20 protein-coding genes are annotated in these 22,084 nt (G+C 76.1%); 11 read left to right on the top strand and 9 right to left on the bottom strand.

Features of this window, described 5'->3' with window-relative positions:
* The first annotated feature begins 42 nt into the window (after positions 1–42).
* Both ABD324_RS24510 and ABD324_RS24505 read left to right on the top strand, forming a co-directional pair.
* Positions 43–735 (top strand): response regulator transcription factor, encoded by a 693-nt coding sequence (locus ABD324_RS24510; RefSeq protein ID WP_425565892.1) that lies wholly within the window; start codon positions 43–45, stop codon positions 733–735.
* Positions 736–738: 3 nt separating this feature from the next.
* Positions 739–1,785 carry a sensor histidine kinase gene (locus ABD324_RS24505; protein ID WP_344421523.1) on the top strand — a complete coding sequence of 349 codons (1,047 nt, stop codon included), beginning with the start codon at positions 739–741 and terminating at the stop codon, positions 1,783–1,785.
* 122 nt (positions 1,786–1,907) lie between these two features.
* Here ABD324_RS24505 and ABD324_RS24500 read toward each other — a convergent pair whose 3' ends face one another.
* From ABD324_RS24500 to ABD324_RS24480, 5 genes are all read right to left on the bottom strand, one after another.
* Positions 1,908–2,531 carry a methyltransferase domain-containing protein gene (locus ABD324_RS24500; RefSeq protein ID WP_344421520.1) on the bottom strand — a complete coding sequence of 208 codons (624 nt, stop codon included), beginning with the start codon at positions 2,529–2,531 and terminating at the stop codon, positions 1,908–1,910.
* Between the two features lie 136 nt (positions 2,532–2,667).
* Positions 2,668–3,444 carry a TIGR04282 family arsenosugar biosynthesis glycosyltransferase gene (locus ABD324_RS24495; protein WP_344421517.1) on the bottom strand — a complete coding sequence of 259 codons (777 nt, stop codon included), beginning with the start codon at positions 3,442–3,444 and terminating at the stop codon, positions 2,668–2,670.
* Entirely contained in the window at positions 3,441–4,088 is a 648-nt protein-coding gene (locus tag ABD324_RS24490) for a glycosyltransferase family 2 protein (protein ID WP_344421514.1), read from the bottom strand. The genes ABD324_RS24495 and ABD324_RS24490 overlap by 4 nt, the downstream gene beginning before the upstream one ends.
* 69 nt (positions 4,089–4,157) lie before the next feature.
* Positions 4,158–5,207, bottom strand: a complete 1,050-nt coding sequence (locus ABD324_RS24485; RefSeq protein WP_344421511.1) for an NAD-dependent epimerase/dehydratase family protein — start codon at positions 5,205–5,207, stop codon at positions 4,158–4,160.
* Positions 5,208–5,317: 110 nt separating this feature from the next.
* The gene (locus ABD324_RS24480; protein WP_344421508.1) at positions 5,318–6,157 is read right to left on the bottom strand and encodes an IclR family transcriptional regulator; all 840 of its coding nucleotides are present in this window, start codon (positions 6,155–6,157) and stop codon (positions 5,318–5,320) included.
* 166 nt (positions 6,158–6,323) lie between these two features.
* On the opposite strand from ABD324_RS24480, the gene hutU reads away from it, so the two are divergent.
* The 6 genes from hutU (at position 6,324) to ABD324_RS24450 (ending at position 14,415) form a co-directional block, all read left to right on the top strand.
* Positions 6,324–7,973 (top strand): urocanate hydratase, encoded by a 1,650-nt coding sequence (gene hutU / locus ABD324_RS24475; protein ID WP_344421849.1) that lies wholly within the window; start codon positions 6,324–6,326, stop codon positions 7,971–7,973.
* Between the two features lie 43 nt (positions 7,974–8,016).
* The gene (locus ABD324_RS24470) at positions 8,017–9,234 is read left to right on the top strand and encodes an allantoate amidohydrolase (protein WP_344421505.1); all 1,218 of its coding nucleotides are present in this window, start codon (positions 8,017–8,019) and stop codon (positions 9,232–9,234) included.
* Positions 9,231–10,637: a formimidoylglutamate deiminase gene (locus ABD324_RS24465; protein WP_344421503.1), complete on the top strand. Its 1,407-nt coding sequence runs from the start codon at positions 9,231–9,233 to the stop codon at positions 10,635–10,637. Before ABD324_RS24470 ends, ABD324_RS24465 begins: the two co-directional genes overlap by 4 nt.
* On the top strand, positions 10,634–11,830 hold the full coding sequence (gene hutI, locus ABD324_RS24460) for an imidazolonepropionase (RefSeq protein WP_344421500.1): 1,197 nt from the start codon (positions 10,634–10,636) through the stop codon (positions 11,828–11,830). The genes ABD324_RS24465 and hutI overlap by 4 nt, the downstream gene beginning before the upstream one ends.
* Entirely contained in the window at positions 11,827–13,278 is a 1,452-nt protein-coding gene (locus ABD324_RS24455; RefSeq protein ID WP_344421497.1) for an aromatic amino acid ammonia-lyase, read from the top strand. The genes hutI and ABD324_RS24455 overlap by 4 nt, the downstream gene beginning before the upstream one ends.
* A 291-nt stretch (positions 13,279–13,569) precedes the next feature.
* Positions 13,570–14,415 carry a universal stress protein gene (locus ABD324_RS24450; protein ID WP_344421494.1) on the top strand — a complete coding sequence of 282 codons (846 nt, stop codon included), beginning with the start codon at positions 13,570–13,572 and terminating at the stop codon, positions 14,413–14,415.
* 38 nt (positions 14,416–14,453) lie between these two features.
* On the opposite strand, the gene ABD324_RS24445 is transcribed toward ABD324_RS24450, so the two are convergent.
* Positions 14,454–14,831 (bottom strand): nitroreductase family deazaflavin-dependent oxidoreductase, encoded by a 378-nt coding sequence (locus ABD324_RS24445; RefSeq protein WP_344421491.1) that lies wholly within the window; start codon positions 14,829–14,831, stop codon positions 14,454–14,456.
* Between the two features lie 62 nt (positions 14,832–14,893).
* Positions 14,894–17,557 carry a LuxR C-terminal-related transcriptional regulator gene (locus tag ABD324_RS24440; protein WP_344421489.1) on the bottom strand — a complete coding sequence of 888 codons (2,664 nt, stop codon included), beginning with the start codon at positions 17,555–17,557 and terminating at the stop codon, positions 14,894–14,896.
* Between the two features lie 188 nt (positions 17,558–17,745).
* On the opposite strand from ABD324_RS24440, the gene ABD324_RS24435 reads away from it, so the two are divergent.
* The 3 genes from ABD324_RS24435 to ABD324_RS24425 are packed head-to-tail and all read left to right on the top strand — an operon-like array spanning position 17,746 to position 20,142.
* Positions 17,746–18,273 (top strand): DUF1269 domain-containing protein, encoded by a 528-nt coding sequence (locus ABD324_RS24435; protein WP_344421486.1) that lies wholly within the window; start codon positions 17,746–17,748, stop codon positions 18,271–18,273.
* A 49-nt stretch (positions 18,274–18,322) separates the two neighbouring features.
* The gene (locus ABD324_RS24430) at positions 18,323–18,886 is read left to right on the top strand and encodes a hypothetical protein (RefSeq protein WP_344421483.1); all 564 of its coding nucleotides are present in this window, start codon (positions 18,323–18,325) and stop codon (positions 18,884–18,886) included.
* Positions 18,883–20,142 (top strand): alpha/beta hydrolase family protein, encoded by a 1,260-nt coding sequence (locus ABD324_RS24425; RefSeq protein WP_344421481.1) that lies wholly within the window; start codon positions 18,883–18,885, stop codon positions 20,140–20,142. The genes ABD324_RS24430 and ABD324_RS24425 overlap by 4 nt, the downstream gene beginning before the upstream one ends.
* A gap of 61 nt (positions 20,143–20,203) precedes the next feature.
* Here ABD324_RS24425 and ABD324_RS24420 read toward each other — a convergent pair whose 3' ends face one another.
* Complete coding sequence (locus tag ABD324_RS24420) at positions 20,204–21,208, bottom strand: 1-acyl-sn-glycerol-3-phosphate acyltransferase (protein WP_344421477.1); 1,005 nt, start codon at positions 21,206–21,208, stop codon at positions 20,204–20,206.
* Complete coding sequence (locus ABD324_RS24415) at positions 21,205–22,032, bottom strand: patatin-like phospholipase family protein (RefSeq protein WP_344421474.1); 828 nt, start codon at positions 22,030–22,032, stop codon at positions 21,205–21,207. The genes ABD324_RS24420 and ABD324_RS24415 overlap by 4 nt, the downstream gene beginning before the upstream one ends.
* Between the last annotated feature and the right edge of the window lie 52 nt (positions 22,033–22,084).

Below are 22,084 nucleotides of genomic sequence, written 5' to 3'. Positions count from 1 at the left end.
GACCGGTGACGGATCCGCACCCCGGCCCCGGACGGGGCTAGCGTGCTCCCCGTGTGCGCACGCGTCCTGGTGGTCGACGACGACGAGACCGTCCGCGACGTCGTCGGCCGGTACCTGGGGGCCGCCGGCCACGAGGTCGAGCTGGCCGCGGACGGTCCCGGCGCCCTGCGCGCCGCGCGGGCGACCCCACCGGACGTCGTGGTGCTGGACCTCATGCTGCCCGGCCTTGGCGGGCTGGAGGTGTGCCGGGCCCTGCGCGCGGACGGCGACCGGCCCCCGATCGTCATGCTCACCGCCCTCGGCGAGGAGGACGACCGCCTGCTCGGCCTCGAGCTGGGCGCGGACGACTACGTGACCAAGCCCTTCAGCCCGCGCGAGCTGGTGCTGCGGGTCGGGTCGATCCTGCGCCGCACCGCGGCCCCGGCCGCATCCCCCGTGCTGGTCGACGGCGGACTGCGGGTCGATCCGGCCGCGCGCACCGCCGTGCTCGACGGTGCGGAGCTCGCCCTCACCACCCGCGAGTTCGACCTGCTCGCCTTCCTGCTGGCCCATCCCGGGCAGGCGTTCACCCGCGAGGAGCTGCTGTCGCGGGTGTGGGGCTGGGAGTTCGGCGACCGGTCCACGGTGACCGTCCACGTGCGACGGTTGCGGGAGAAGGTCGAGGCGGATGCCACGGCGCCGCGGCGGATCGCGACGATCTGGGGCACCGGCTACCGGTACGACCGGGGAGGGTGACCGATGCTCACCGAGCTCGCCCACGCCGCGCCGCTGGCGCTGCTGTTCGCGCTCCCGGTCGCGGTGGCCGGCGCGATCCTGATGCAGGTCATGCGCCGCCGCTCGATCGCCGCCGCGATGATCACGCTCGCCCTCGTGCCGCTCGCGGCCGCGCTGGGCGGGGTGGTCGGGGTGAGCGGGCTGATGTACACCCCGGAGCTGGTCGGCACGATCGCCGTGTGCCTCGTCGTCGCCGTGGTCACGGTGCCGGCGGCGTGGTGGCTCGGCCGCCGGTTCGCCCGCGAGGCCCTGTGGCAGCGCGAGGCCGACGCGGCGGAGCTCGACGCCGTCCGCGGGGCGGAGGCGGCCCGGCGCGAGCTGGTCGCCTGGATGAGCCACGACCTGCGCTCCCCGCTCGCCGGGATCCGCGGGATGACCGACGCGCTGGCGGACGGCATCGTCCGGGAGCCCGCCGAGGTCGCGGACTACCTGGCCCGCATCCGCCGCGAGTCCGACCGGATGGCGGGCATGGTGGAGGACCTGTTCCAGCTCTCCCGGGCGACCTCGGCCGCGCTGAACCTGACCCTCGTCCCGCTGGCGCTGGGCGAGGTCGTGTCCGACGCGGTCGCCGCCGAGGCACCGGCCGCCGCGGCCGCCGGCGTCGAGATCGTCGCGACCTCGCCCGAGACGTGGCCGGTCGTCCGGGGCAGCGACTCCGAGCTGACCCGCGCGGTCCGGAACCTGCTGGCCAACGCCATCCGGCACACCCAGGGGGGCGGCCGGATCGAGCTGACGGCCGGGAGCTCCGGCGGATCGGCCTGGCTGCGGGTCCTGGACGCGTGCGGCGGCATCCCCGAGGCCGACCTCGACCGGGTGTTCACCGTCGGGTTCCGCGGCGCCGCCGCCCGCACGCCGGGGGAGGGCCCCGGTGCGGGCCTGGGCCTGGCGATCGCGAGGGCCTTCGCCGAGGCCCACGGCGGCACCATCGGCGTCCGCAACCGGACCCCCGGCTGCGAGTTCGAGCTGGTCCTGCCCACCCCCGGCTCCCACCGAACCCCCGCCCGCACCTGACCCCACCCCCACCCCAACCCCGCGAGTCGGCACTTTCGGGAGCCTGAGACACACGCTGACGAGACGTCGCAGGCGTGTGTTTCGGCCTACCGAATGTGCCGACTCGCGGGGGGTTGGGTGGGTCATGTCGGGACGAGCTCCGCGAAGGTCCGGGAGCCACCGGCGGACAGGCCGTGCACCCGCAGCCCCGCCGCCGGGGCCAGGGCGCCGAGCGTCTCGGACCCGACGCACGCCCACGGCACCGCCGCGCCCACCCCGCCCGCGCGGACCGTGCCGCACCACCACTCCCCGGGCTCGGGCGCGGTCTCGACCAGCACCGTGCCTCTCTCGCCGAGCAGCGCGGCGGCCCGCGTGAGCAGCCGCACGGGATCGCCGCCGATGCCGATGTTGCCGTCGACGAGCAGCACGTGCGCCCAGGATCCCTCGCCCGGCAACGGCGCGAACACGTCCCGGCGCACCATCGGCGCACCGCGCCTGCGGCACAGCGCCCGCGCGACGGGTGAGGTGTCCACGCCGAGAGTCGTCACCCCGCGCGCCGCGAGCGCCACCACGAACCGCCCCGGACCGCAGCCCAGGTCCACGGCCGGGCCGGTGCACCGGTCCAGCACCCAGCGGTCGCCGTGACCGGCCCCGGAGCGCCACCGGCCCGCGTCCATCGGAAGCACGACCCCGTCGTCGCGAACGAGCCGGTCGGACCTCCCGGCGAGCACCCCGTCGAAGGGCGCCACCTGCGCGGCCCCGGTCATCGCACGGTTCCGGTCACCGCACGGCCCAGGTCATCGGGCCCGCTCGTCGCCCGGTCCCGGTCGTTGCCCGGCTCCGGCCACGTGGGGCTCCTGTCCGGCCGGCCACCCGGGTCGACCGCCCTCCGGCGTGCCCCGCTCACCGGGCCCGGCCGGCATCGATCGGCACGGCGCCGAACACGAGGTCGACCGCCATCGCGAACCGTGATCCGGGCACGGTCGCGGCCACCGCGCGCGCATCGGCCGCGGTGTCCACATCGGTCAGCTCGGGCAGCAGCTCCACCCGCAGCCCCGCGTCGCGCAGGGCCCGCAGTGTCCGCTCGCCGGTGTCGGACCGCGACATCGGGACCCCGGCGACCGGGCCGGCCAGCGCGGGATCGGCCAGGCCGAGTGCCCACCAGCCCCCGTCCGCGGCCGGCCCGAGCACCGCGTCGACCCGTTGCAGCCGTGCGAGTCCCTCGCCCAGCAGCGTCGGATCGACCTGCGGGGTGTCCATCCCGATCTGCAGCGAGGGCGCACCGGGATGCCGGGCGGCGGCGTCGGCGTGCGCGGCGACGATCCGCGATCCGAGGTCCGGGCCGCGTTGCGCCGTGCGCTCCACCGAGTCCAGCGCCGCGCCGATCTCGGCCGACCGCGCGGCCTCCTCGAGCAGCCCGGTGAAGGCGACCAGGGTCCGTGACCGGGGTACGGCAGCGACCGCGCCGAGGGTGTCCAGCAGGGCGGCCGCGGCGATCGCGGCGGCTTCCTCGGGGGTGGCCGGCGGGCAGAGCCGGGTCTTCGCCCGGCCCGGCACCGGGGCCTTGGCCAGGACGATCACGGTGCCGGCCGGGCCGGTGCTGATCGGCCCGGTGCTGATCGGCCCGGTGCTGCCGGAACCGGCGGTGCGCGGTCCGGCACCGGGAGGGATCGGGCTCATCGGAGCAGCCCCGCCATGTCCCGCACCGCCCGTGCCGTCCCGCTGACCGAGCCGGACACCTTGGACCGCCCGCCACCGCGCCGCGAGTAGCGCACCGGCCGCTCGACGATCCGCCAGCCGGCCTCGCCCGCCCGCAGCAGCAGCTCGAGGGGGTAGCCGAACGCCCGATCGGCGATCCCCAGGCCGCACAGCGCCTCCCGCCGGGCGACCCGGATCGGGGCGATGTCGTGCACCGCGACGCCGCGCCGGCGCAGCTCCGCGGCGATCAGGGCGTTGCCGGCCCGCGCGTGCCAGGGCCAGCTGCCCGGTTCCGGGATCCGGCGCCCGACCGCGAGATCCGCCCGCCCGCTCGTCACGTCGTCGGCGAGCTGCGGCAGGAGCCCGGCGTCGAGCGATCCGTCGCCGTCGAGGAAGGCGACCAGTTCGGCCCGGGCACTCACGAGTCCGGTGTGGACGGCGGCGCCGTAGCCGCGCCGTGGTTCGGCGACGACCCGGGCGCCGTGGGCCCGCGCGACGTCGGCCGTCCCGTCGGTGGAGCCGTTGTCGACGACCAGGACCGGCCAGCCCGGTGGGAGCCCGGCCAGGACGGCGGGCAGTGCCTCGGCCTCGTCGAGGCACGGGAGGACGATCTCCGGGAGAGCCACACCCTGATCTTCGGGGCCCGAGGGGGTTCCGGATCGATTCCGGGTGCTTACCGATCGATGACGGCACGATCAGGTGACGGGCGCCCGCAACGGGTCCGTCGCGAACGCGGCGACCCCGTCGGCGAACGCGACCCCGGCCCGGAACCCGAGCCGCTCCCGCGCGAGCCCCGGATCGGCGACCACGTGCCGGACGTCCCCGGGCCGGGCCCCGCCGACGACCACCGGTTGCGGCCCGTTCATGGCCCGGGCCAGCTCCGCGGCCAGGTCACCGACGGTGTGCGGCTCACCGGAGCACACGTTGGCGGCGGCGAAGCCCTCGACGGGTGTGGTCAGCGCGGCCAGGTTCGCGGCGGCGACATCGGTGACGTGCACGAAGTCCCGGCGCTGCCGGCCGTCCTCCATGACCCGGGGTGCCTCGCCGCGCTCCAGCGCGGACCGGAAGATCGAGGCCACCCCGGCGTAGGGGGTGCCGAAGGGCATCCGGGGGCCGTAGACGTTGTGGTAGCGCAGCGACCACGCGGAGCCGCCGGTCTGCCGCACCCACGCGCTGACCAGGTGTTCCTGCGCGAGCTTGGTCGCGGCGTAGGTGCTGCGCGGGTCCATCGGCGCGTCCTCCGGGACGAAGCCGGGCACGAGCTCGCGCCCGCAGTGCGGGCAGCGCGGCTCGAAGCGCCCGGCGTCGAGATCGGCGCGGTCCCGCGGCCCCGGCCGCACCACGCCGTGGTCGCCGCAGTCGTACCGGCCCTCCCCGTAGACGACCATCGAGCCGGCCAGCACCAGCCGCCCCACCCCGGCGCGGTACATCTCGGCCAGCAGGACCGCGGTCCCGAGGTCGTTGTGCGTGGCGAAGTCCGGGCCGTCGAGGGGATCGACGCCGTGCCCCACCATCGCCGCCTGGTGGCACACCGCGTCGACGCCCGGCAGCAGCCGCGCCACGAGCTGAGCATCCCGGACGTCCCCCCGGACGAACTCGTGCGCCGCGGTCCAGGCGGGGACCTCCGGCCCGTGGGCCAGGGGCAGCAGCAGGTCCAGGACGACGGGCTCGTGCCCCTGTGCGGCAAGGAGATCCGCGACGTGGGACCCGACGAACCCGGCGCCGCCGGTGACCAGAACGCGCATGGGCCGACGCTACTGCCCATGCCCGGAGACCGCCCGGCGGCGCCCTCGGCCCGCCGCCTCGGGCGACCGCGATCGCGCGGTCCGCCGTCACGAGCCCGGGCCGCAGCGCGTCACCGACCGCCGGCACCCCGGCGACGCGCCGGGCGTCCTGACCCGGGCGGGGATCCGCCGAACCAGCCCTCGGGTGCCCGGCCGGAGAGCCGCGACGTCAGTTCCCGCGTGGCATCGCGGACCAGGACCGCGACCTCCTCGACGGTGTCACGCGCGCGATCGGCCCGCCGGGTCACGCTGAAGGCGGCGACCGGGGTGCCCGTGTGGTCGAAGGCGCAGGCGCCCACGGACTGCATGCCGTCGGTGATCATCCCGTCCTCGAGTGCCCAGCCCCGGTCGCGTTCGGTGGCCAGCAGCGCGCGGAGCGCGGCGAGCGTCGCCGGGCCGGAACCCGTACGGCGCACCAGCGGCCCCGGGAACAGCGCCCGGACCTGGGCGGACGACAGGTGGGCGAGCAGCGACCGGCCGTTGGCCGTGAGCGACGCGGGCAGCCGGACGCCGACCTCGGTCACCAGCGACACCGGGAAGTCCTGGTGAGCGGGGCGTTCCTTCACCAGGTAGAGGCTGTCGCCGCCGTGCAGGATCCCGAGGTGGGCGACCTCGCCGGTGCCCGCCGCCAGCCGGCGCGCGATCGGACGGCCGAGGTTCTCCAGCGGCCCGTGCCGCAGGTAGGCGCTGCCGATCTCGAAGGCCGCCAGCCCCAGCCCGTAGGTCTGCTCCTCCGGATAGTGCACGACGAACCCGCGCCCGGTCAGCACCGCGAGCAGGTGGTAGGCCGACGAGCGGGGCAGTCCGAGATCCCGGATCAGCGCCGCACCCGCGACCGGGCCGGGCCTCGACGCGAGATACAGCAGCACGTCGAGCGTCCGCCCCACCGCGGGCGACGTGCTGCTGGCCATGCGCTCCTCCCGACCCGTGAGTGGCGATAGTCGCTGTGGCGACTATCGCCACTCACGAGGGGCACTGTCTCGGATCCGAGACCCTACCTGCTTCCCGGGCCTTTCTGCGCGTCCGGATGTCCGGTGCACTGGCGGCACGCCGACGAGAGGACCCCCGATGACCGCGATCCGCGAGGCCGTGCGCGCCCCCCGGGGAACCGAGCTGACCTGCCGCGGCTGGCAGCAGGAGGCGGCCCTGCGGATGCTCATGAACAACCTCGATCCCGAGGTCGCCGAGCACCCCGAGGACCTGGTCGTCTACGGCGGCACCGGCCGCGCCGCCCGCAGCTGGCCCGCGTTCGACGCCATCGTGGACTGCCTGCGCCACCTGGAGAACGACGAGACCCTCCTCATCCAGTCCGGCAAGCCGGTGGGCGTGCTCCGGACGAACGAGTGGGCGCCGCGGGTGCTCCTCGCGAACTCGAACCTGGTGGGGGACTGGGCGAACTGGGCCGAGTTCCGCCGCCTCGAGGCCGCCGGACTCACCATGTACGGCCAGATGACGGCCGGCTCGTGGATCTACATCGGCACCCAGGGCATCCTGCAGGGCACCTACGAGACCTTCGCGGCCGTGGCGCGCACGCGGTTCGGCGGCACCCTGGCCGGGACGATCACCCTCACCGCGGGCCTCGGCGGCATGGGCGGGGCCCAGCCGCTGGCCGTGACCATGAACGACGGCGTGGCGATCTGCGTCGACGTCGACCCCAGCCGGGTGGACCGCCGGATCGCGCACCGCTATCTCGACGTCCGCGCCGACGACCTCGACGACGCCCTGCGCCTGGCCGTCGAGGCCCGCGACGCCCGCCACCCCCTCTCGATCGGCCTGGTGGGCAACGCGGCCGAGGTCCTGCCGGAACTGTTGCGGCGCAACGCCCCCGTCGACGTCGTCACGGACCAGACCTCGGCCCACGATCCGCTGGCGTACCTCCCGATCGGCGTGTCGGTCGACGACTGGAAGGCGGCCGCGGAGACCGATCCCGCGGGCTTCACGGTGCGTGCCAGGGAATCGATGGCCGCGCACGTCGAGGCCATGGTCGGGTTCCTCGACCGCGGCGCCGAGGTCTTCGACTACGGCAACTCGATCCGCGACGAGGCCCGCCAGGGCGGCTACGGGCGCGCCTTCGCCTTCCCGGGATTCGTGCCCGCCTACATCCGCCCCCAGTTCGAGGAGGGCCGCGGCCCGTTCCGCTGGGCAGCCCTCTCCGGCGACCCCGCCGACATCGCCGCCACCGACCGCGCGATCCTCGAGCTCTTCGGTGAGGACGAGAGCCTGCGCCGCTGGATCACGATGGCGGGCGAGAAGGTCGCCTTCGAGGGACTGCCCGCCCGGATCTGCTGGCTCGGCTACGGCGAGCGGCACCGCGCCGGTCTGAGGTTCAACGAGATGGTGGCCTCGGGCGAGCTGAGCGCGCCCGTCGTCATCGGGCGGGACCACCTCGACTCCGGCTCCGTCGCCTCCCCGTACCGGGAGACCGAGGCGATGCTCGACGGGTCCGACGCCATCGCGGACTGGCCGCTGCTGAACGCCCTGGTCAACACGGCGTCCGGGGCGACCTGGGTGTCGATCCACCACGGCGGCGGCGTCGGGATCGGCCGGTCGCAGCACGCCGGGCAGGTCTGCGTCGCCGACGGCACCGCGCTCGCCGCGGCCAAGCTGGAGCGGGTGCTGACCAACGACCCGGCCACCGGCGTCCTCCGCCACGTCGACGCGGGCTACCCGCACGCCGCCGAGGTCGCCCGCGAGCGCGGGGTGCGGATCCCGATGGCGGAGCGATGAGGTGGGCGGCGACCGGATCACGGCGCTCGGCGGTGCACGTGCGATGAGCACCTTCGACGGCTTGTGGACGGCGATCGCCGACGTCGGGCGGGACGGCACCACCGGCGGGTACCGGCGCCCGGTGTGGGGCGACGCCGAGCAGACCCTCCGCGAGTGGTTCGTGGGGTGCGCGCAGGAACGCGGGCTCGCCGTCGAGACCGACCGCAACGGCAACCTGTGGGCCTGGTGGCTGCCGCCGGGCTGGACGGGGGACCCGCGGGGCGCGCTGGTGACCGGATCGCACCTGGACTCCGTGCCGGACGGAGGGGCGTTCGACGGCCCGCTCGGCGTCGTGTCCTCCTTCGCCGCGGTGGACGCGCTGCGAGCCGAAGGGCATGTGCCGCAGCGCCCCCTCGGGATCGTGGCGTTCGCCGACGAGGAGGGCGCCCGGTTCGGCGTCGCCTGCGTCGGCTCCCAGCTCTCCACCGGAGCGCTGGGCCCCGACCGCGCGCTGGGCCTGCGGGACGCGGACGGCCGCAGCCTCGCCGAGGTCCTCACCGCCGCCGGCCGGGACCCCGCCGCCCTGGGCCGGGACCCCCGGCTCGCCGAGCGCGTCGGGCTCTTCGTGGAGCTGCACGTCGAGCAGGGCCGCGCGCTCGACCGCCTCGGTGCCCCCGTGGCGGTGGCCTCGTCGATCTGGCCGCACGGGCGCTGGCGGCTCGACTTCACCGGCGAGGCCAACCACGCCGGCGCCACGCTGATCGCGGACCGGCACGACCCGATGCTGCCGTACGCGGCGACCGTCGGCTCCGCACGGCAGCGCGCGGTCCAGCACGGCGCGGTCGCGACCTTCGGCAAGGTGAGCGTGGCCCCCAACGGCGCCAACGCGATCGCCTCCGGCGTCCACGCGGTCCTCGACGCCCGCGCCCCCTCGACCGCGGTCCTGGAGGCGCTCACCGCGGACCTGTTCGCCGACGCCGCCCGGCACGCCGCCGCCGAGGGCACCTCCGTCGCGGTGCACACGGAGTCCGTGTCGCCCGTCGTCGAGTTCCCGTCCGGACCGCGCGGCCGCATCCGGGCCGTCCTGGGCGACATCCCGATGCTGCCCACCGCTGCGGGCCACGACGCCGGGGTGCTCTCCGCGGTCGTGCCGACGGCGATGGTGTTCGTGCGCAACCCGACCGGCGTCTCGCACTCCCCGGCGGAGTGGGCCGAGCGCCGGGACTGCCTCGCCGGGGTCGACGCCCTCACCGCCGTGCTCCGCGACGGGACGACCGCATGAGCCGGCCCGACCACGCCCTCGTGAGTGGCGATAGTCGCCATGGCGACTATCGCCACTCACGGGGGGAGTGGTGGTGCGAGAACGCCTGGACCGGAACGGGTCCCGTCCGTCCGGGGGTCCTGATCTCCGTCGAGGACGGACGGTTCGCCGAGGTCCGGGAGGCGCCGCGGCCGTCCGGCGTCCCCGTGCTGCGCGGCCTGGTGATCCCCGGCCTCGCCAACGCGCACTCCCACGCCTTCCACCGCCTGCTGCGCTCGCGGACCCAGCGCCACCGCGGATCCTTCTGGACCTGGCGCGACCTGATGTACCGGGCGGCGCACCGGATCACCCCGGACGGCTACCGCGAGATCGCGACGGCGGTGTTCGCCGAGATGGCGCTCGCCGGCATCACGGCCGCCGGCGAGTTCCACTACCTCCACCACGACCGCGGCGGCGCCCGCTACATCGACCCGAACGCCATGGGGGAGGCCCTGATCGACGCCGCCCGCACCGCCGGGATCAGGCTCACCCTGCTCGACACCTGCTATCTCGCGTCCGACGTCGGCGGCGTCCCGCTGACCGAGGCCCAGGTCCGTTTCGGCGACGGATCGGGCGAGGCCTGGGCCGCCCGCGTGGACGAGCTGCATTCACGGCATGGTGACGAGATCGTGGTCGGCGCCGCCCTGCACTCCGTTCGCGCGGTCCCGGTGGAGCACGCCCCGGCCATCGTCGAGTGGGCTGAGGCGCACGACGCACCACTGCACGTCCACGTCGCCGAGCAGACCGCCGAGGTCGAGCGGTGCCTCGCCGTGCACGGCCGCACCCCCGTCGGCCTGCTCCGCGAGCTCGGCGTCCTCGGCCCGCGCACGACCGCCGTGCACGCCACCCATCTCACCGCGGCCGACATCGCGGACCTGCGCACCAGCGGCACCGGAGTGTGCTTCTGCCCGACGACCGAACGCGACCTGGGCGACGGCATCGGCCCCGCCCCCGCCCTCCTGACCGCGCCCCACGGTCCGTTCGGCCTCGGCTCCGACAGCCACGCCGTGATCGACCTGTTCGAGGAGGCCCGCGCCGTCGAGCTCGACGAACGCCTGCACCGGCGCGAACGCGGCGTGCTCGACGCGGCCACCCTGCTCGGCGCGGCCACGCTCGGCGGCCACCGGATCATCGGCCGCCCGGACGCCGGCATCCTCGCCGTCGGCGCCCGGGCAGATCTGGTCGCGATCGACCTGGACTCCGTCCGCACCGCGGGTGGCGGTGCCACCGTGGAGACGGCCGTGTTCGCGGCGACGGCGGCGGACGTCACGGACGTGGTGGTCGGCGGCCGGGTCGTCGTGGCGGACCGCCACCACACGACCGTGCCGCACGTCGGACGGCGGCTCGCGGCCGCGGTGTCGTCCATCATGGAGGGAGCAGCGTGAGCGTTCTCCACACCGACATCGGGGAGCTGACCACGAACGACCCCGCCATCGGGACCCTGCGCGACGCCGCCGTGGTCGTCGACGGCGAGCGCATCGCGTGGGTCGGTGAGGCCCGGCAGGCTCCGGCGGCCGACGAGCGGGTCTCCTGCGAGGGCGCGGCCGTGGTCCCCGGGTTCGTCGACAGCCACGCCCACCTGGTCTTCGCCGGGGAACGGTCGGCCGAGTTCGAGGCCCGCGCCACCGGCCGTCCGTACTCGGCGGGCGGGATCCGGACCACGGTCGCCGCCACCCGGGCCGCGTCCGACGAGACCCTGGCCGCCGGGGTGTCCGCGCTGGCGGGAGAGCTGCTGGCCGCGGGTGTGACCACCTTCGAGTGCAAGAGCGGCTACGGCCTGACGGTCGACGACGAGCGGCGGGCCCTGGAGATCGCGGGCCGGTTCACCCCGGAGACGACCTTCCTGGGCGCGCACGTCGTGCCCGAGGGGGCGCGGCGCGACGACTACGTCGACCTGGTCCGTGGCCCCATGCTCGACGCCTGCGCCCCCCGCGCGAGGTGGGTGGACGTGTTCTGCGAGAAGGGCGCCTTCGACGTCGACGAGTCCCGCGCGGTGCTCGAGGCCGGGGCCGCCCGCGGGCTCGGGATCCGGGTGCACGCCGGTCAGCTCGGGATCGGCGGCGGCGTGCAGCTCGCCGTCGAGCTGGGGGCGGCGGCCGTCGACCACTGCACCTATCTGTCCGATGAGGACGTCGCCGCCCTCGCCGCCTCGGAGACGGTCGCGACCCTCCTGCCGGGCGTCGAGTTCAGCACCCGGACGGCCTGGTCCGACGGCCGGCGGCTCCTCGACGCCGGGGCCACGGTCGCGCTCGCGACGGACTGCAACCCGGGCAGCTCCTTCACCAGCAACCCGGGCTTCTGCATCGCCCTCGCCGTGCGGCACATGGGGTTGAGCCCGGCCGAGGCCCTGTCCGCGTTCACCGCCGGCGGTGCCGCGGCGCTGCGCCGGACGGACGTCGGCGCGATCGCGCCCGGGATGCGCGCGGACCTGGTCCGGCTCGCGGCGCCGTCCTTCGTGCACCTGGCCTACCGTCCGGGGGTGCCGCTCGTGAGCGAGGTCGTGCGGGCGGGCGTGCGGTACACGGTGGGCCGCCGGGCGGTCCCGGTCGGGAGGGCAACGGAGGGGGTGGACGCATGATCGTGGTCGACGGTGCCTCGCTGACCTGCGCGGACGTCGTCGCGGTGGCGCCGGGCGGCGCCGCCGTCGTGCTGTCCGAGGAGGCGTTGAAGGCCGCCACCGAGTCCTACGAGACGGCGCTCGTGGTCAGCGCGACCCGGCCCGTCTACGGGCGCACGACCGGCGTCGGCGCGAACCGCGACGCCCTGGTCGGCACCGGCGACCGCGAGACCCACGACCTGCGGCTGCTGCTGAGCCACGCCGCCGGGGTGGGCGAGCGGCTCGACGACACGGTCACCCGCGCCGCCCTGCTGGTCCGGCTCAACCAGCTCGCCGCCGCGGGCAGCGGCATCCACCCACGCTTCCTCCAGGCCCTCGAGGCCGCCCTGCGGACCGGCTCGGTCCCCGCGGTGCACGACGCCGGCTCCATCGGCACCGGGGACCTGTCCATGCTGGCCGAGATCGGCCTGACGCTGACCGGGCACGTCCCGTGGGCCACCGGCCACGTGCCGCCGATCGTCCTCGACCCGGGCGACGCGCTGGCGTTCCTGTCGTCCAACGCCGTCACCCTCGCCCGGGCGGTCCTCGTCGGCGACGAGCTGAGCCGGCTGCTCGACGCCGCCCACGTCGTCGCCGCACTGTCGTACTGCGCGCTCGGCGGCGCCTCGGAGGCCTTCGCGGAGCAGGTGCACGCCCGCCGGCCCCACCCCGGAACGGTCGACTCGGCGGCCCGGATGCGCCGCCTGCTCTGGCACGAGGGCGACCTCAGCCCCGGCCGCCGGATCCAGGACCCGTTCGGGCTCAGGGCGTTCTGCCAGGTTCAGGGCCCCGCGCTCGAGGCCGCCGGATACCTGCGCCGGGTGCTGGAGGTCGAGATCAACGCGGCGGCCGAGAACCCGCTGATCGACGTCGGCTCCGCCTCGGCCTACCACCACGGCCAGTTCTCCACGGCCTATCCGGCACTGGCCCTGGACAACCTGCGGGCCGCCGTCCACCACGTGGCCGAGCTGTCCGCGGCCCGCCTGGGCGACCTCGTCGAGCCCGAGTACACGGGCCTGCCGGCCTTCCTGGCCAACGGCCCGTCCGGCAGCTCGGGCGTGATGATCCTGGAGTACGTCGCCCACGACGCCCTCGGCCGGCTGCGCCACTCCGCCGGCCCGGTGACGCTGGGGACCTCGGTGATCTCCCGCGGGGTCGAGGACCACGCCAGCTTCACCCCGCACGCCGCCCGCAGCGCCGCCTCCGCCGCGCAGAGCTACCGCACGGTCCTGGCCTGCGAGCTGGTCGCCGCCGTCCGCGCCCTGCGCCTCGACGACGCCATTCCCAGCGGCCGCGCTCTCGCGAGGATCTTCACCCGTCTCGCCGACGCCATCCCGGACATCCGCACGGACCACCAGCTGGGAGAGGAGATCCGTACGGCCGCCGACCTCCTGCCCGACCTCGCCGACTCGGCCCGCGAGGGGCCGTAGCGGTCGCGACAGTTCGCCGATCCCGGGCGTTCGGACGGCGCTCCATGATCGGCGCTCGGGTGCACCGAGGACTGTCTCCGCTGCGTGCCCGCACCCGGGCGGCGATCACGGCCGGCGCAGGCCGGTCCCGCGCGGTGGCGGGGTTCGCCGCGTCTGCCCAGCTCAGGGCCTCGCGGCGGCCCTGTGCGGCCAATCCGCCGGGGTGATCGTGACGGCGTGCGCCGCGAACCCGCTCTCCAGCGGTCGCCCCCGGGCCGGAGATGGGGTATCTCCTCGTCGAGGGGGTGAGCCGTGGACAACGAGATCATCGCGAGCCTCCGTCGCACGGTCCTCGTCGGCGTCGACGGCTCGCCCCAGGCGCTGCGGGCCGCGCGCTGGGGCGCGCGGGAGGCGCACCGGCGCGGCGGCCCGCTGCACCTGGTGGCGGCCGCGGGTCCAGGGGCCCTGCGGCCGACGGGGGTCGGAGGGACGTCGTCCGCCCGCGCCCGCGACGCCGTGGCCGGTGCGGCCCGCGAGACCCTGGCCGAGGCGGCCGAGGCCGCGCTCACCGTGGTGCCGGGCCTCGAGGTCCGGCAGCAGGTCCGCCCCGGCTCGGCCCTCCCGGTGCTGGTGGCCGAGTCCGAATGGGCGGGTGTCCTGGTGCTCGGCACCCGCGGGCGCGGACCGCTCCGCACCGCCCTCTCCGACTCGGTCACGACCGCCCTCGCCGCCGCGGCCCGGTGCCCGCTCGTCGCCGTGCGCGGGGATCTCGTCGCCGCGGAACGGGCGGGCGCGCCGGTCCTGCTGCTCGTGGACGACTCGCCGGCCGGCCACGCCGCCCGCCGGTTCGCCGCCGCCGCGGCGAGCTCCCGCTCGTCGCCGCTCGTGACCGTCCACCTCGGAGCGAATCCGGCGGCGTCCTCCGTCGCTCCCCGCGGGCCCGGTCCCCGCGGCTCCGATCAGCACAGCTCCGGTCCGCACGAGGCCGGTCCGCACGATGCCCGGCAGCTCCCGGCGCTCTCGGCCGGGGCGGCGCTGGTGGTCGTCGGGGTACGGGCGCGGGGCCGGCGCCTCGACGCCCCGGCGGGCCCGCTGGTCCGGCGGCTGCTCCGGACCTCGCAGTGCCCCGTCGGTGTCGTGCGGGACGTCCCCTTCTAGGTGGGCGCCCGGATCGTCGTCGAGGGCTGCGCCGCTGATCATCCGGCGTGCAGCAGCCGGAACTCCCCTCGGCGCAGGAGCCGCAGCACCACCGACGCCGGGAACCCGAAGGCGCGCAACCCGTCCTCGCGGTCGACCGTCGTCACCCCGTCGACCCGGTGCTCGGCCCCGCCCGCCACGACGACGCATCCGCCCGCGGCCACGACGTTGCGGAACCAGTCGACCTCGGGCCCGTAGGTGAGCTCGGCGACGAACCCCTCCGGCACCCGCGCCAGGATCAACGGCGTCTCGTAGGTCCGCCCGCTCTTCCGCCCGACGTGTCGTACCAGCGCGAAGGGCCCGCGCCCGGCGCGGGCGAGGCGCCGGGTGAGGGGGTTGAGGGTGTGGCTGAGCACCCCCAGCCACCACCGTTTCACCTGCGCCACCACGCCTCCCGGGATCCGCCGTCGCCCCGGAGCATAGGGCCGCGCGGCGAGGATCACCCCCGGTGACGCGCCACCGTGGCGGCCAGCTCCGAGCGGCTGCGGAGCTCCAGCTTCCGGAGGCTGTGGGAGATGTGGGTCTGGACGGTGCGGGGGGAGAGATAGAGGCGCGTGCCGATCTGGGGGCTCGTGAGGCCCTCGCCCACCAGCTCCGCGACCCGCAGCTCCGTCGGGGTGAGGCTGCCCCAGCCGGTGGCCGGGCGGGCCCGGCGGGCGGGCGGGGCGACCCGGAGGTCGTGGGCGCGGAGCCGGGCCGCGAGGCGGCGCCGGGAGGTGGTGTCGCCCAGGCTCTCCGCGATCCGGGTGCAGTGCCGGGCGGCGGCGCGGGCGCGGTCCGCGTCGCCCCGCGCGGCCGCGGCGACCGCCGACTCCTCCCAGCCCGCCATCTCCCCGGGGACGTGCCCACGCAGGCCGTAGGCGGTGGCGGCGGCCCCCGCCCGGTCCGGATCGCCCTCGGCGACGGCGCGGGCGAGGTCCGCGGCCGGCGCCAGGACGGGGGCCTGGTCCCCGGCCCCGACGACGGCCTCGGTGTCGGCGAGGACGCGCGCGAGCAGGGCCGCGTCGCCGGCGCGGGCAGCGATCCGGGCGACGTCGGGGGCGGCGACCGGCGCCCAGAGCCGCCGGCCGGAACCGACGGTCTCGTCCCAGCTCCGCGCGGCGAGCTCGGCCGCCTCGGGCAGCCGGCCGTGCGCCTCGTGCAGCATGACCTCGGCGAGCGTGGTCATCGGCAGCCCGGCGTACTCCGGGAGATCCTGCAGACGCCAGCGGTCGAGCTCGACCGCGGCCCGGTCCAGCTCGCCGCGCCGGATCCGGATCTGGGCGCTCATCGCCACGGCCCGGGAGACCCAGCCCAGGCCCGCGGCCGCGGCGGCCTCGAGGCCGGCGTCGGTGGTGGCGAGCGCGTCGTCCCACCGGCCCGCGACCTGGTCGATCCCGGCGGCGACGAACAACAGCCCGGGACTGAGCCAGCTGCGACCCTCCTCCTGGGCGCGGCGGCGGTCGTCGAGCGAGCGCCGCCGGGCCTGCTCGGGGCCCTCCGCGTAGATCGCGACGAGTGCGGGCCAGATGGGCGCGGCGCGCAGGTCGGTCCATGGCGGGGCGGGCTCCACGGAGGGCGGGGGAGCCTCGGCCGCCGCGGCCTCGGCGGCCGCCAGCGCGTCCCGGCAGCGGCCGGCCAGGAACAGCTCCAGCGCCAGCCCCGCCGGCGACGGAGCCGTCCCGGACCGGACCGGGACGGACGCCAGCCCGCCGAGGACCACGGTGAGGTGCCGCTGTCGCTCGAGCGACGCCCGCTGCCGCTGCGGGAGCTCGCCCGCGAGGATCCGGTCGATCATGCCGATGACCTCGGCGGACTGCGCGCCGGCCAGCATCGCGTGCACCATCACGACGGTCAGCGACGCCCGGATCGCCGGGTTCCGCACCCAGCCGAGCGCCTCCTGCGCGACCTGCCGGGACTCGCGCAGCTGCCCGGCCCCCGACAGGGCGTGCGCCCTGGCCAGCGCGATGTCCTCGGCCTCGGCGGCGCCGGCGCGGTCCGCCGCCTCGGCGAGCAGGTCGGCGGCCTGGGCGGGCGCGTACTGCAGCTCGGTCACGGCGACCTGCAGGGCCCGCCCGGGCGAGGCCCGGTGCGCGAGCACCTCGGTGCCCGCCGCCCCGTCCGCCTGCAGCACCGCTGCGCAGGCGTCGTGCAGCACGGTCCGCAGGGGAGGGGCGAGATCGGCGCCGACGACGTCCCGGTAGACGTCGTGCGCGAAGTCCAGCCGGTCCCCGGGCACCCAGCGCGCCACCCCGGCCGCGACCACCGCCTGCACCGGTTCGAGCAGGGCGACGGGCGCGGTGCCGGTGATCCGGGCGAGCTGGTCGACGGTCGCGGGCCGGCCCCACACCGCGAGCGTCTGCAGGAGCGGGCGGGCCTGCTCGTCGACCAGTGCGAGATGGGCGCGGGCCGCGGCCTGCACCGAGGACGGGACCGACGCGCGCGCGTCGGCCGCCAGCTCGACCGTCCCGGCGTCGGTCGTCAGGCCGGAGGACCGGGCCAGGTCCTCCAGCAGCACCGCGGCATGGAGCGGATTGCCGTTCGCGGAGCGCAGCAGCTCCGCGAGCCGCGGACCGGGCGGCGCCCCGCAGCGGGCGGCGACCAAGTGTTCCAGGCCCGAGTCGTCGAGGCCGGTCAGCTCCACCTCGTGCAGCCGCGGACGGGCGGCCAGCGCGGTGAGCTGGGTGCGCGCAGGCAGGGGGCGACGGGCCAGGAGCAGGGTCAGCGCCAGGTCCGCGGTGGCGCCGACGAGCCCGGTCAGCACGGCGAGCGAGTCCGGGTCGGCGTGGTGGACGTCGTCGGCGGCCAGGACCAGGGGACGGTCCGCGCACAGCTGTTCGACGGCGTCGACCACCCGGGCGGCGGTGTCCGCGCGCGGCGGATAGGGCACGGCGACGCCGACCAGGTCCCCGATCAGCCCGAACGGCCGGGTGCGGCTCATCTCGTCGGCCGTGACCCGGTGCACCCGGGCGTCCCCGGTGTGCCGCAGGAGCGCGTCGAGCGTCGTCGACTTCCCGACCCCCGGCGATCCCGTGATCAGCACCGCACCGGTCCCGCCCCCGGGCGCGAGCACGCCGACCAACGACGTGACCTCGCCCGAGCGGATCGAGCGGGCCGCCGGCATCCGTCCATCGTGGCCGGGCCGCCGGACCGCACGCGTCTGCCGAACGTGGGACGGCCCGATCGCGCATCCGCCGCCCCGCTCGTCCACGCGGCGGGGAGAGCCGGGAACCGGGTGAGATGGCGGATGTCCGGTCCCCGGTGACCCGGGAGTGTCGTTCCCGTCAGCCCCGATCGGAGAAGGAGCCCGTGATGGCCACCCTGAGCATCTGGAAGTTCGACACCCCGGAAGGTGCCGAGAACGCGCTGCGCACGCTGCAGAACCTGCAGGCCCAGCGCCTCGTCGTCGTCGACGACGCGTCGGTCGTCAGCTGGCGCGCGGGCAAGCGCCGCCCGAAGACCTACCAGGCCGGCACCGTCGCCGGGACGACCGCCGGCACCGCCGCGCTGTCCGGCGCGTTCTGGGGCCTGCTGTTCGGCATGCTGTTCCTGCTCCCGATCGTCGGGATCGCGATGGGTGCCGCGGTGGGCCTGGCCGCGGGGCTCTCCCGGCTCGGGTTGTCCGACGAGCTGCTGGGCCAGGTCCGGGACAGGATCACGCCCGGGACGTCGGCCCTGTTCCTGCTCACCCACGACGCCGTCGTCGAGCGGATCGAGGAGGCCTTCGGCGACACCACCGCCGAGCTGCTGACCAGCAACCTGGACCGCGAGCAGGAGGCGGCACTGCGCGAGGCGTTCGCCCCCGAGGACGGCGCCGACACGCCGGCGCCGGTCCGATGAGGGCGCGGGCCTGCCTCACCCCGGCTCCGGCGCGTGCCTCGTGAACCCGGTGAAGCTCGTCCTCGGGTTCGTGCCGTTCCTGCTGTTCACGGTCCTGTGCTCGTGGATCCCGGTCGGGTGGGCCGCGCTCGCCGGCCTGGTCGCCGCCGTCGCGATCATCGCGGCCACGGCCCGGGGCGGGGTCCCGTTCCTCCCGGTCGTCCAGGCCGGCGTGCTCCTGGTGATGGCACTGGTGGGCCTGTTCGGCGGGCCCACCGTGGACTCCTGGCTCGTGGTGTACGGGCGGGGCCTGGTGCCGCTGGTGCTCGGCCTGGTCATCGTGGCCACGGCGGTCCCGATGCCGTTCACCGCCCCGTTCGCCCGGGCGACGGTGCCCGAGGCCGACTGGCACTCACCGCTGTTCCTGCAGGTCAACCGCCGCTTGAGCGCGATGTGGGGCGGTGTCGTGCTGCTGATTGGCCTCTGCCACATCCTCGGCGCCCACCTCGCGCAGCAGGGCGTCTCGGCCACCGTCCTCATCGACTGGGGCGTGCCGATCCTCGCCCTGGTCGCCGCCGCTGTGTACACCCGCCGCGTGGCCACCCACGCTCCCACCCGAGAGGCTCGGACATGAACGAGACCGACCCGGCACTCGACCGGCACGGCCGCACGTCGCACGAGACCTACACCGCCGGCTTCTACGCCGACGACCGGGACTTCGTCGTCCGCGCCCTGCTGGGCAAGGCGACCCGGGGCGGCGCCGACATCGGCGAGGTCCTGGCCACGATCGCCGAGTGCGCGCCCCACGACCACGAGGGCTGGTACGCCGCCTGGGTCGCGCTGGGCGACCGCATCGCGGCCGTCGCCGAGGCCTGCGCGAAGGGCGGCCATCCGGTCAGCGCGGCCCGCACCTACCTGCGGGCCGCGAACTACTACGCGGTGGCGGTCAACGCGGTCTCCGGCCTCGGCGACGTCGACCGGCTGCTGCCGACCTTCCGCCTGCACCGGGCGGCCTGGGACGGCTATCTGGCGACGACCCGGTGGCCGGTCGAGCCCCTCGACATCCCCTACGAGGACACGACCCTGCCCGGCTGGATCTTCACCCCGGACCGCTCCGGCGCCCGGCGGCCGACGCTCGTGATGAACCTGGGCAGCGACGAGGCGATCACCGGGATCTTCGGCGAGGGCGCCGAGGGCGGCCTCGAACGGGGCTACAACGTCGTGGTCTTCGAGGGCCCCGGCCAGCAGTCGATGCTGTTCGAGCGGGGCGTCCCGTTCCGCTACGACTGGGAGAAGGTGCTGACGCCGGTCGTCGACCGGTTGCTGGCCCGCCCGGACGTCGACGCGGAGCGGCTCGCCGTCTACGGGGTCAGCCAGGCCGGCTACTGGGTGCCGCGCGCGCTCGCCTTCGAGCACCGGTTCGCCGCCGCGATCGCCGACGGCGGGGTCGTCGACATGACCCGCTCCTGGCGGCAGAACATCCCGCACGCCCTCCTGGCCGCGTACGACCGGGGCGACAAGGAGCGCTTCGACAAGGAGATGGAGCTCGCGTTCCGCCTGCCCGGCACCGGGAAGGGACAGCGCCTGTGGAACTTCCGGTCCCGCCCGTACGGCGTCACCGGCTACTCCGAGGCGCTCGACGAGGTCGCGAAGTACGACCTCACCGACGTCGCCGGGAGGATCGCCACCCCGCTCTACGTGATCGACGCGCAGGGCGACCAGTTCTTCGGCGGCCAGGGCGCGGAGCTCGCGGCACTGGTCCCGGGCGCGACGCTGGCCCGCTTCACGCAGGCGGAGGGAGCGAGCTACCACTGCCAGCCGCTGGCCCGGGAGCTCACCGAACAGCGGATGTTCGACTGGCTGGACGAGCAGCTCGGACTCGGCGGCTGATCACCCCGCCCGCACGCTGCCGACCTCGTCGAGGCCCTGACGCCGGCCCGGGGAAGGGGGTTCAGCCGGCCGTCGCGGCGTCGAGACCCGCCGCGCGGCGGTTGTTCTCGACGGTCGTCCCGATCCACTCGTCGACGTCGGTCCAGGCGGCGTCGAGCCAGGAGGACAGCGCGGCGTCGTCGTGCCGGGGGACGTCGGCGGCGGCCACGCGGGTGGTGTGCACCAGCAGGGTGCGGTGGATCGGCAGCCGCCACAGTGGACGGTCGCGGCCGTCGTCGGTGAACCCGCTGTGCGCGAGGAACACGACGTCGGCGTCCGGCGCGGCGGTGAGCGCGGCGAGGATCCCGCCGAGCCGCGGCGGGAGGGTGTAGGTGTTGCGGCGCATGCGCTGCACCCGCCGGACGGCGCCCGAGGCGACGAGCTTCCCGAGGGCGCGGCGCCACCGCTCGCGGCTGTAGTTCTCGCCCTCGGGGAAGAGCAGCAGCGCGTCGCCGGCCGTCATCGAGCGGGCCACGTCCTCCACGCACTCCCGGGCCCGCCGCCGCCCCCGGCCGAAGACGCCGGGCCCGACGAAGCACAGCGGCAGATGGTCTCCGGCGAGGTCGACGCTCGGCTGCAGGCGCAGCAGGGCGGTGAGCACCACCCGCAGGCGAAGGCCGTGGTGCACCGACAGCAGCCAGGCGATGAACAGCGAGTCGCCGGGGCCGCAGTGGCGGGCGAGGACGATCACCCCGCCCTCCCCGCGCAGGTCCGCGACCGGGACCGAACCGGGCTGCTCGACGACGGTGACGTCGAGGGTGGTCCGCATCGCGCGGTGTCCGCGGTCGAGCACCTCGCGCAGCAGCGCGTCCCAGTCCTGCTCGCCGGCCCCGAGCAGGCGGGGGAGCAGGGAGAGCTCGATGGCTGCGTAGGCGAGGAACAGCGCCACGGTGCGCAGCGGCAGGCTCGACCGCGCCGGGAGGCAGAGCAGCGCGGCGATCGCGAGCGTGACCGGGGCGGACGCCAGGATGAGGACGTCCAGCGCGGCGACCAGCGGGACGGTCACGAGGCGGCGCAGGAGCCTCATCCCAGCCCGTCCAGGTAGGCGCGGGTGGCGTCGTGGGCGCGCTCGGCGCGCTCGGCGATCCGCCCGGTGTCGCGGTAGCGCAGGGTGGACCAGGTCGCGGCCGGCCGGGTGGGGAGGCCGGTGGGCAGGACGTGCACCGTGACCCCGTCGGGCACCTGGGCGAGGTCGGCGTGGAAGCGGTGCCGGCGCGCGATCTCGAAGGACACGAAGCCCACCTCCCACGGCCGGCGGGGCACCCGCAGCTGCTCCTCGATGCGCCCCACGTGCAGCACCCACACGGTGTCCGCGCCGGCGGCCACCGCGCGCGCGAGCGGGATGCTGTTCACGAGCCCGCCGTCGACGAAGTGCTCCCCGCCGATGCGCACGGGCGGGAACACCCCGGGCAGGGCGCAGGAGGCGAGGACGGCCTCGACCAGGTCGCCGTCGCCGAACCAGTGCTCGCGGGCCCGCTCGATGCTCGCGGCCACGCACTCGAACGGCACGACGAGCTCGTCGAACGTCGCCACCGGCAGGTGCTCACGCAGCATCCGGCGCAGGTCCTCGCTGTCGTGCAGGGACGTCCCGCTGCGCACCACCTGCCCGACCCGGCCCAGGAGCGAGCCCCCGAGGAGGTCGCCCGAGGCGAGCGCCGCCCAGGTCCGGAGCAGGTTCCGGGCACCGCCGGGCGAGGGGTCCGCGGCGATGGCGGCCCCGTTGATCGCCCCGATGGACGTGCCGTGGACCAGGTCGGGCACCACGCCGGCCTCCAGGAGCGCGCGGGCCATCCCGGCCTCCGCGGCGCCCAGGAGACCGCCGCCGCCGAGTACGAATGCCGTGCAGGCCACCCCAGGGGTATACGCCGACGGCGGCGGATCCGCTCGACGCGGCGTGGCAGCC

It is taken from the genome of Pseudonocardia ailaonensis (assembly GCF_039531635.1).
Classification (GTDB): domain Bacteria; phylum Actinomycetota; class Actinomycetes; order Mycobacteriales; family Pseudonocardiaceae; genus Pseudonocardia; species Pseudonocardia ailaonensis.
The sequence above is the reverse complement of the archived record's forward strand: the minus strand, read 5'-3'. Positions and strand labels throughout refer to the sequence as shown.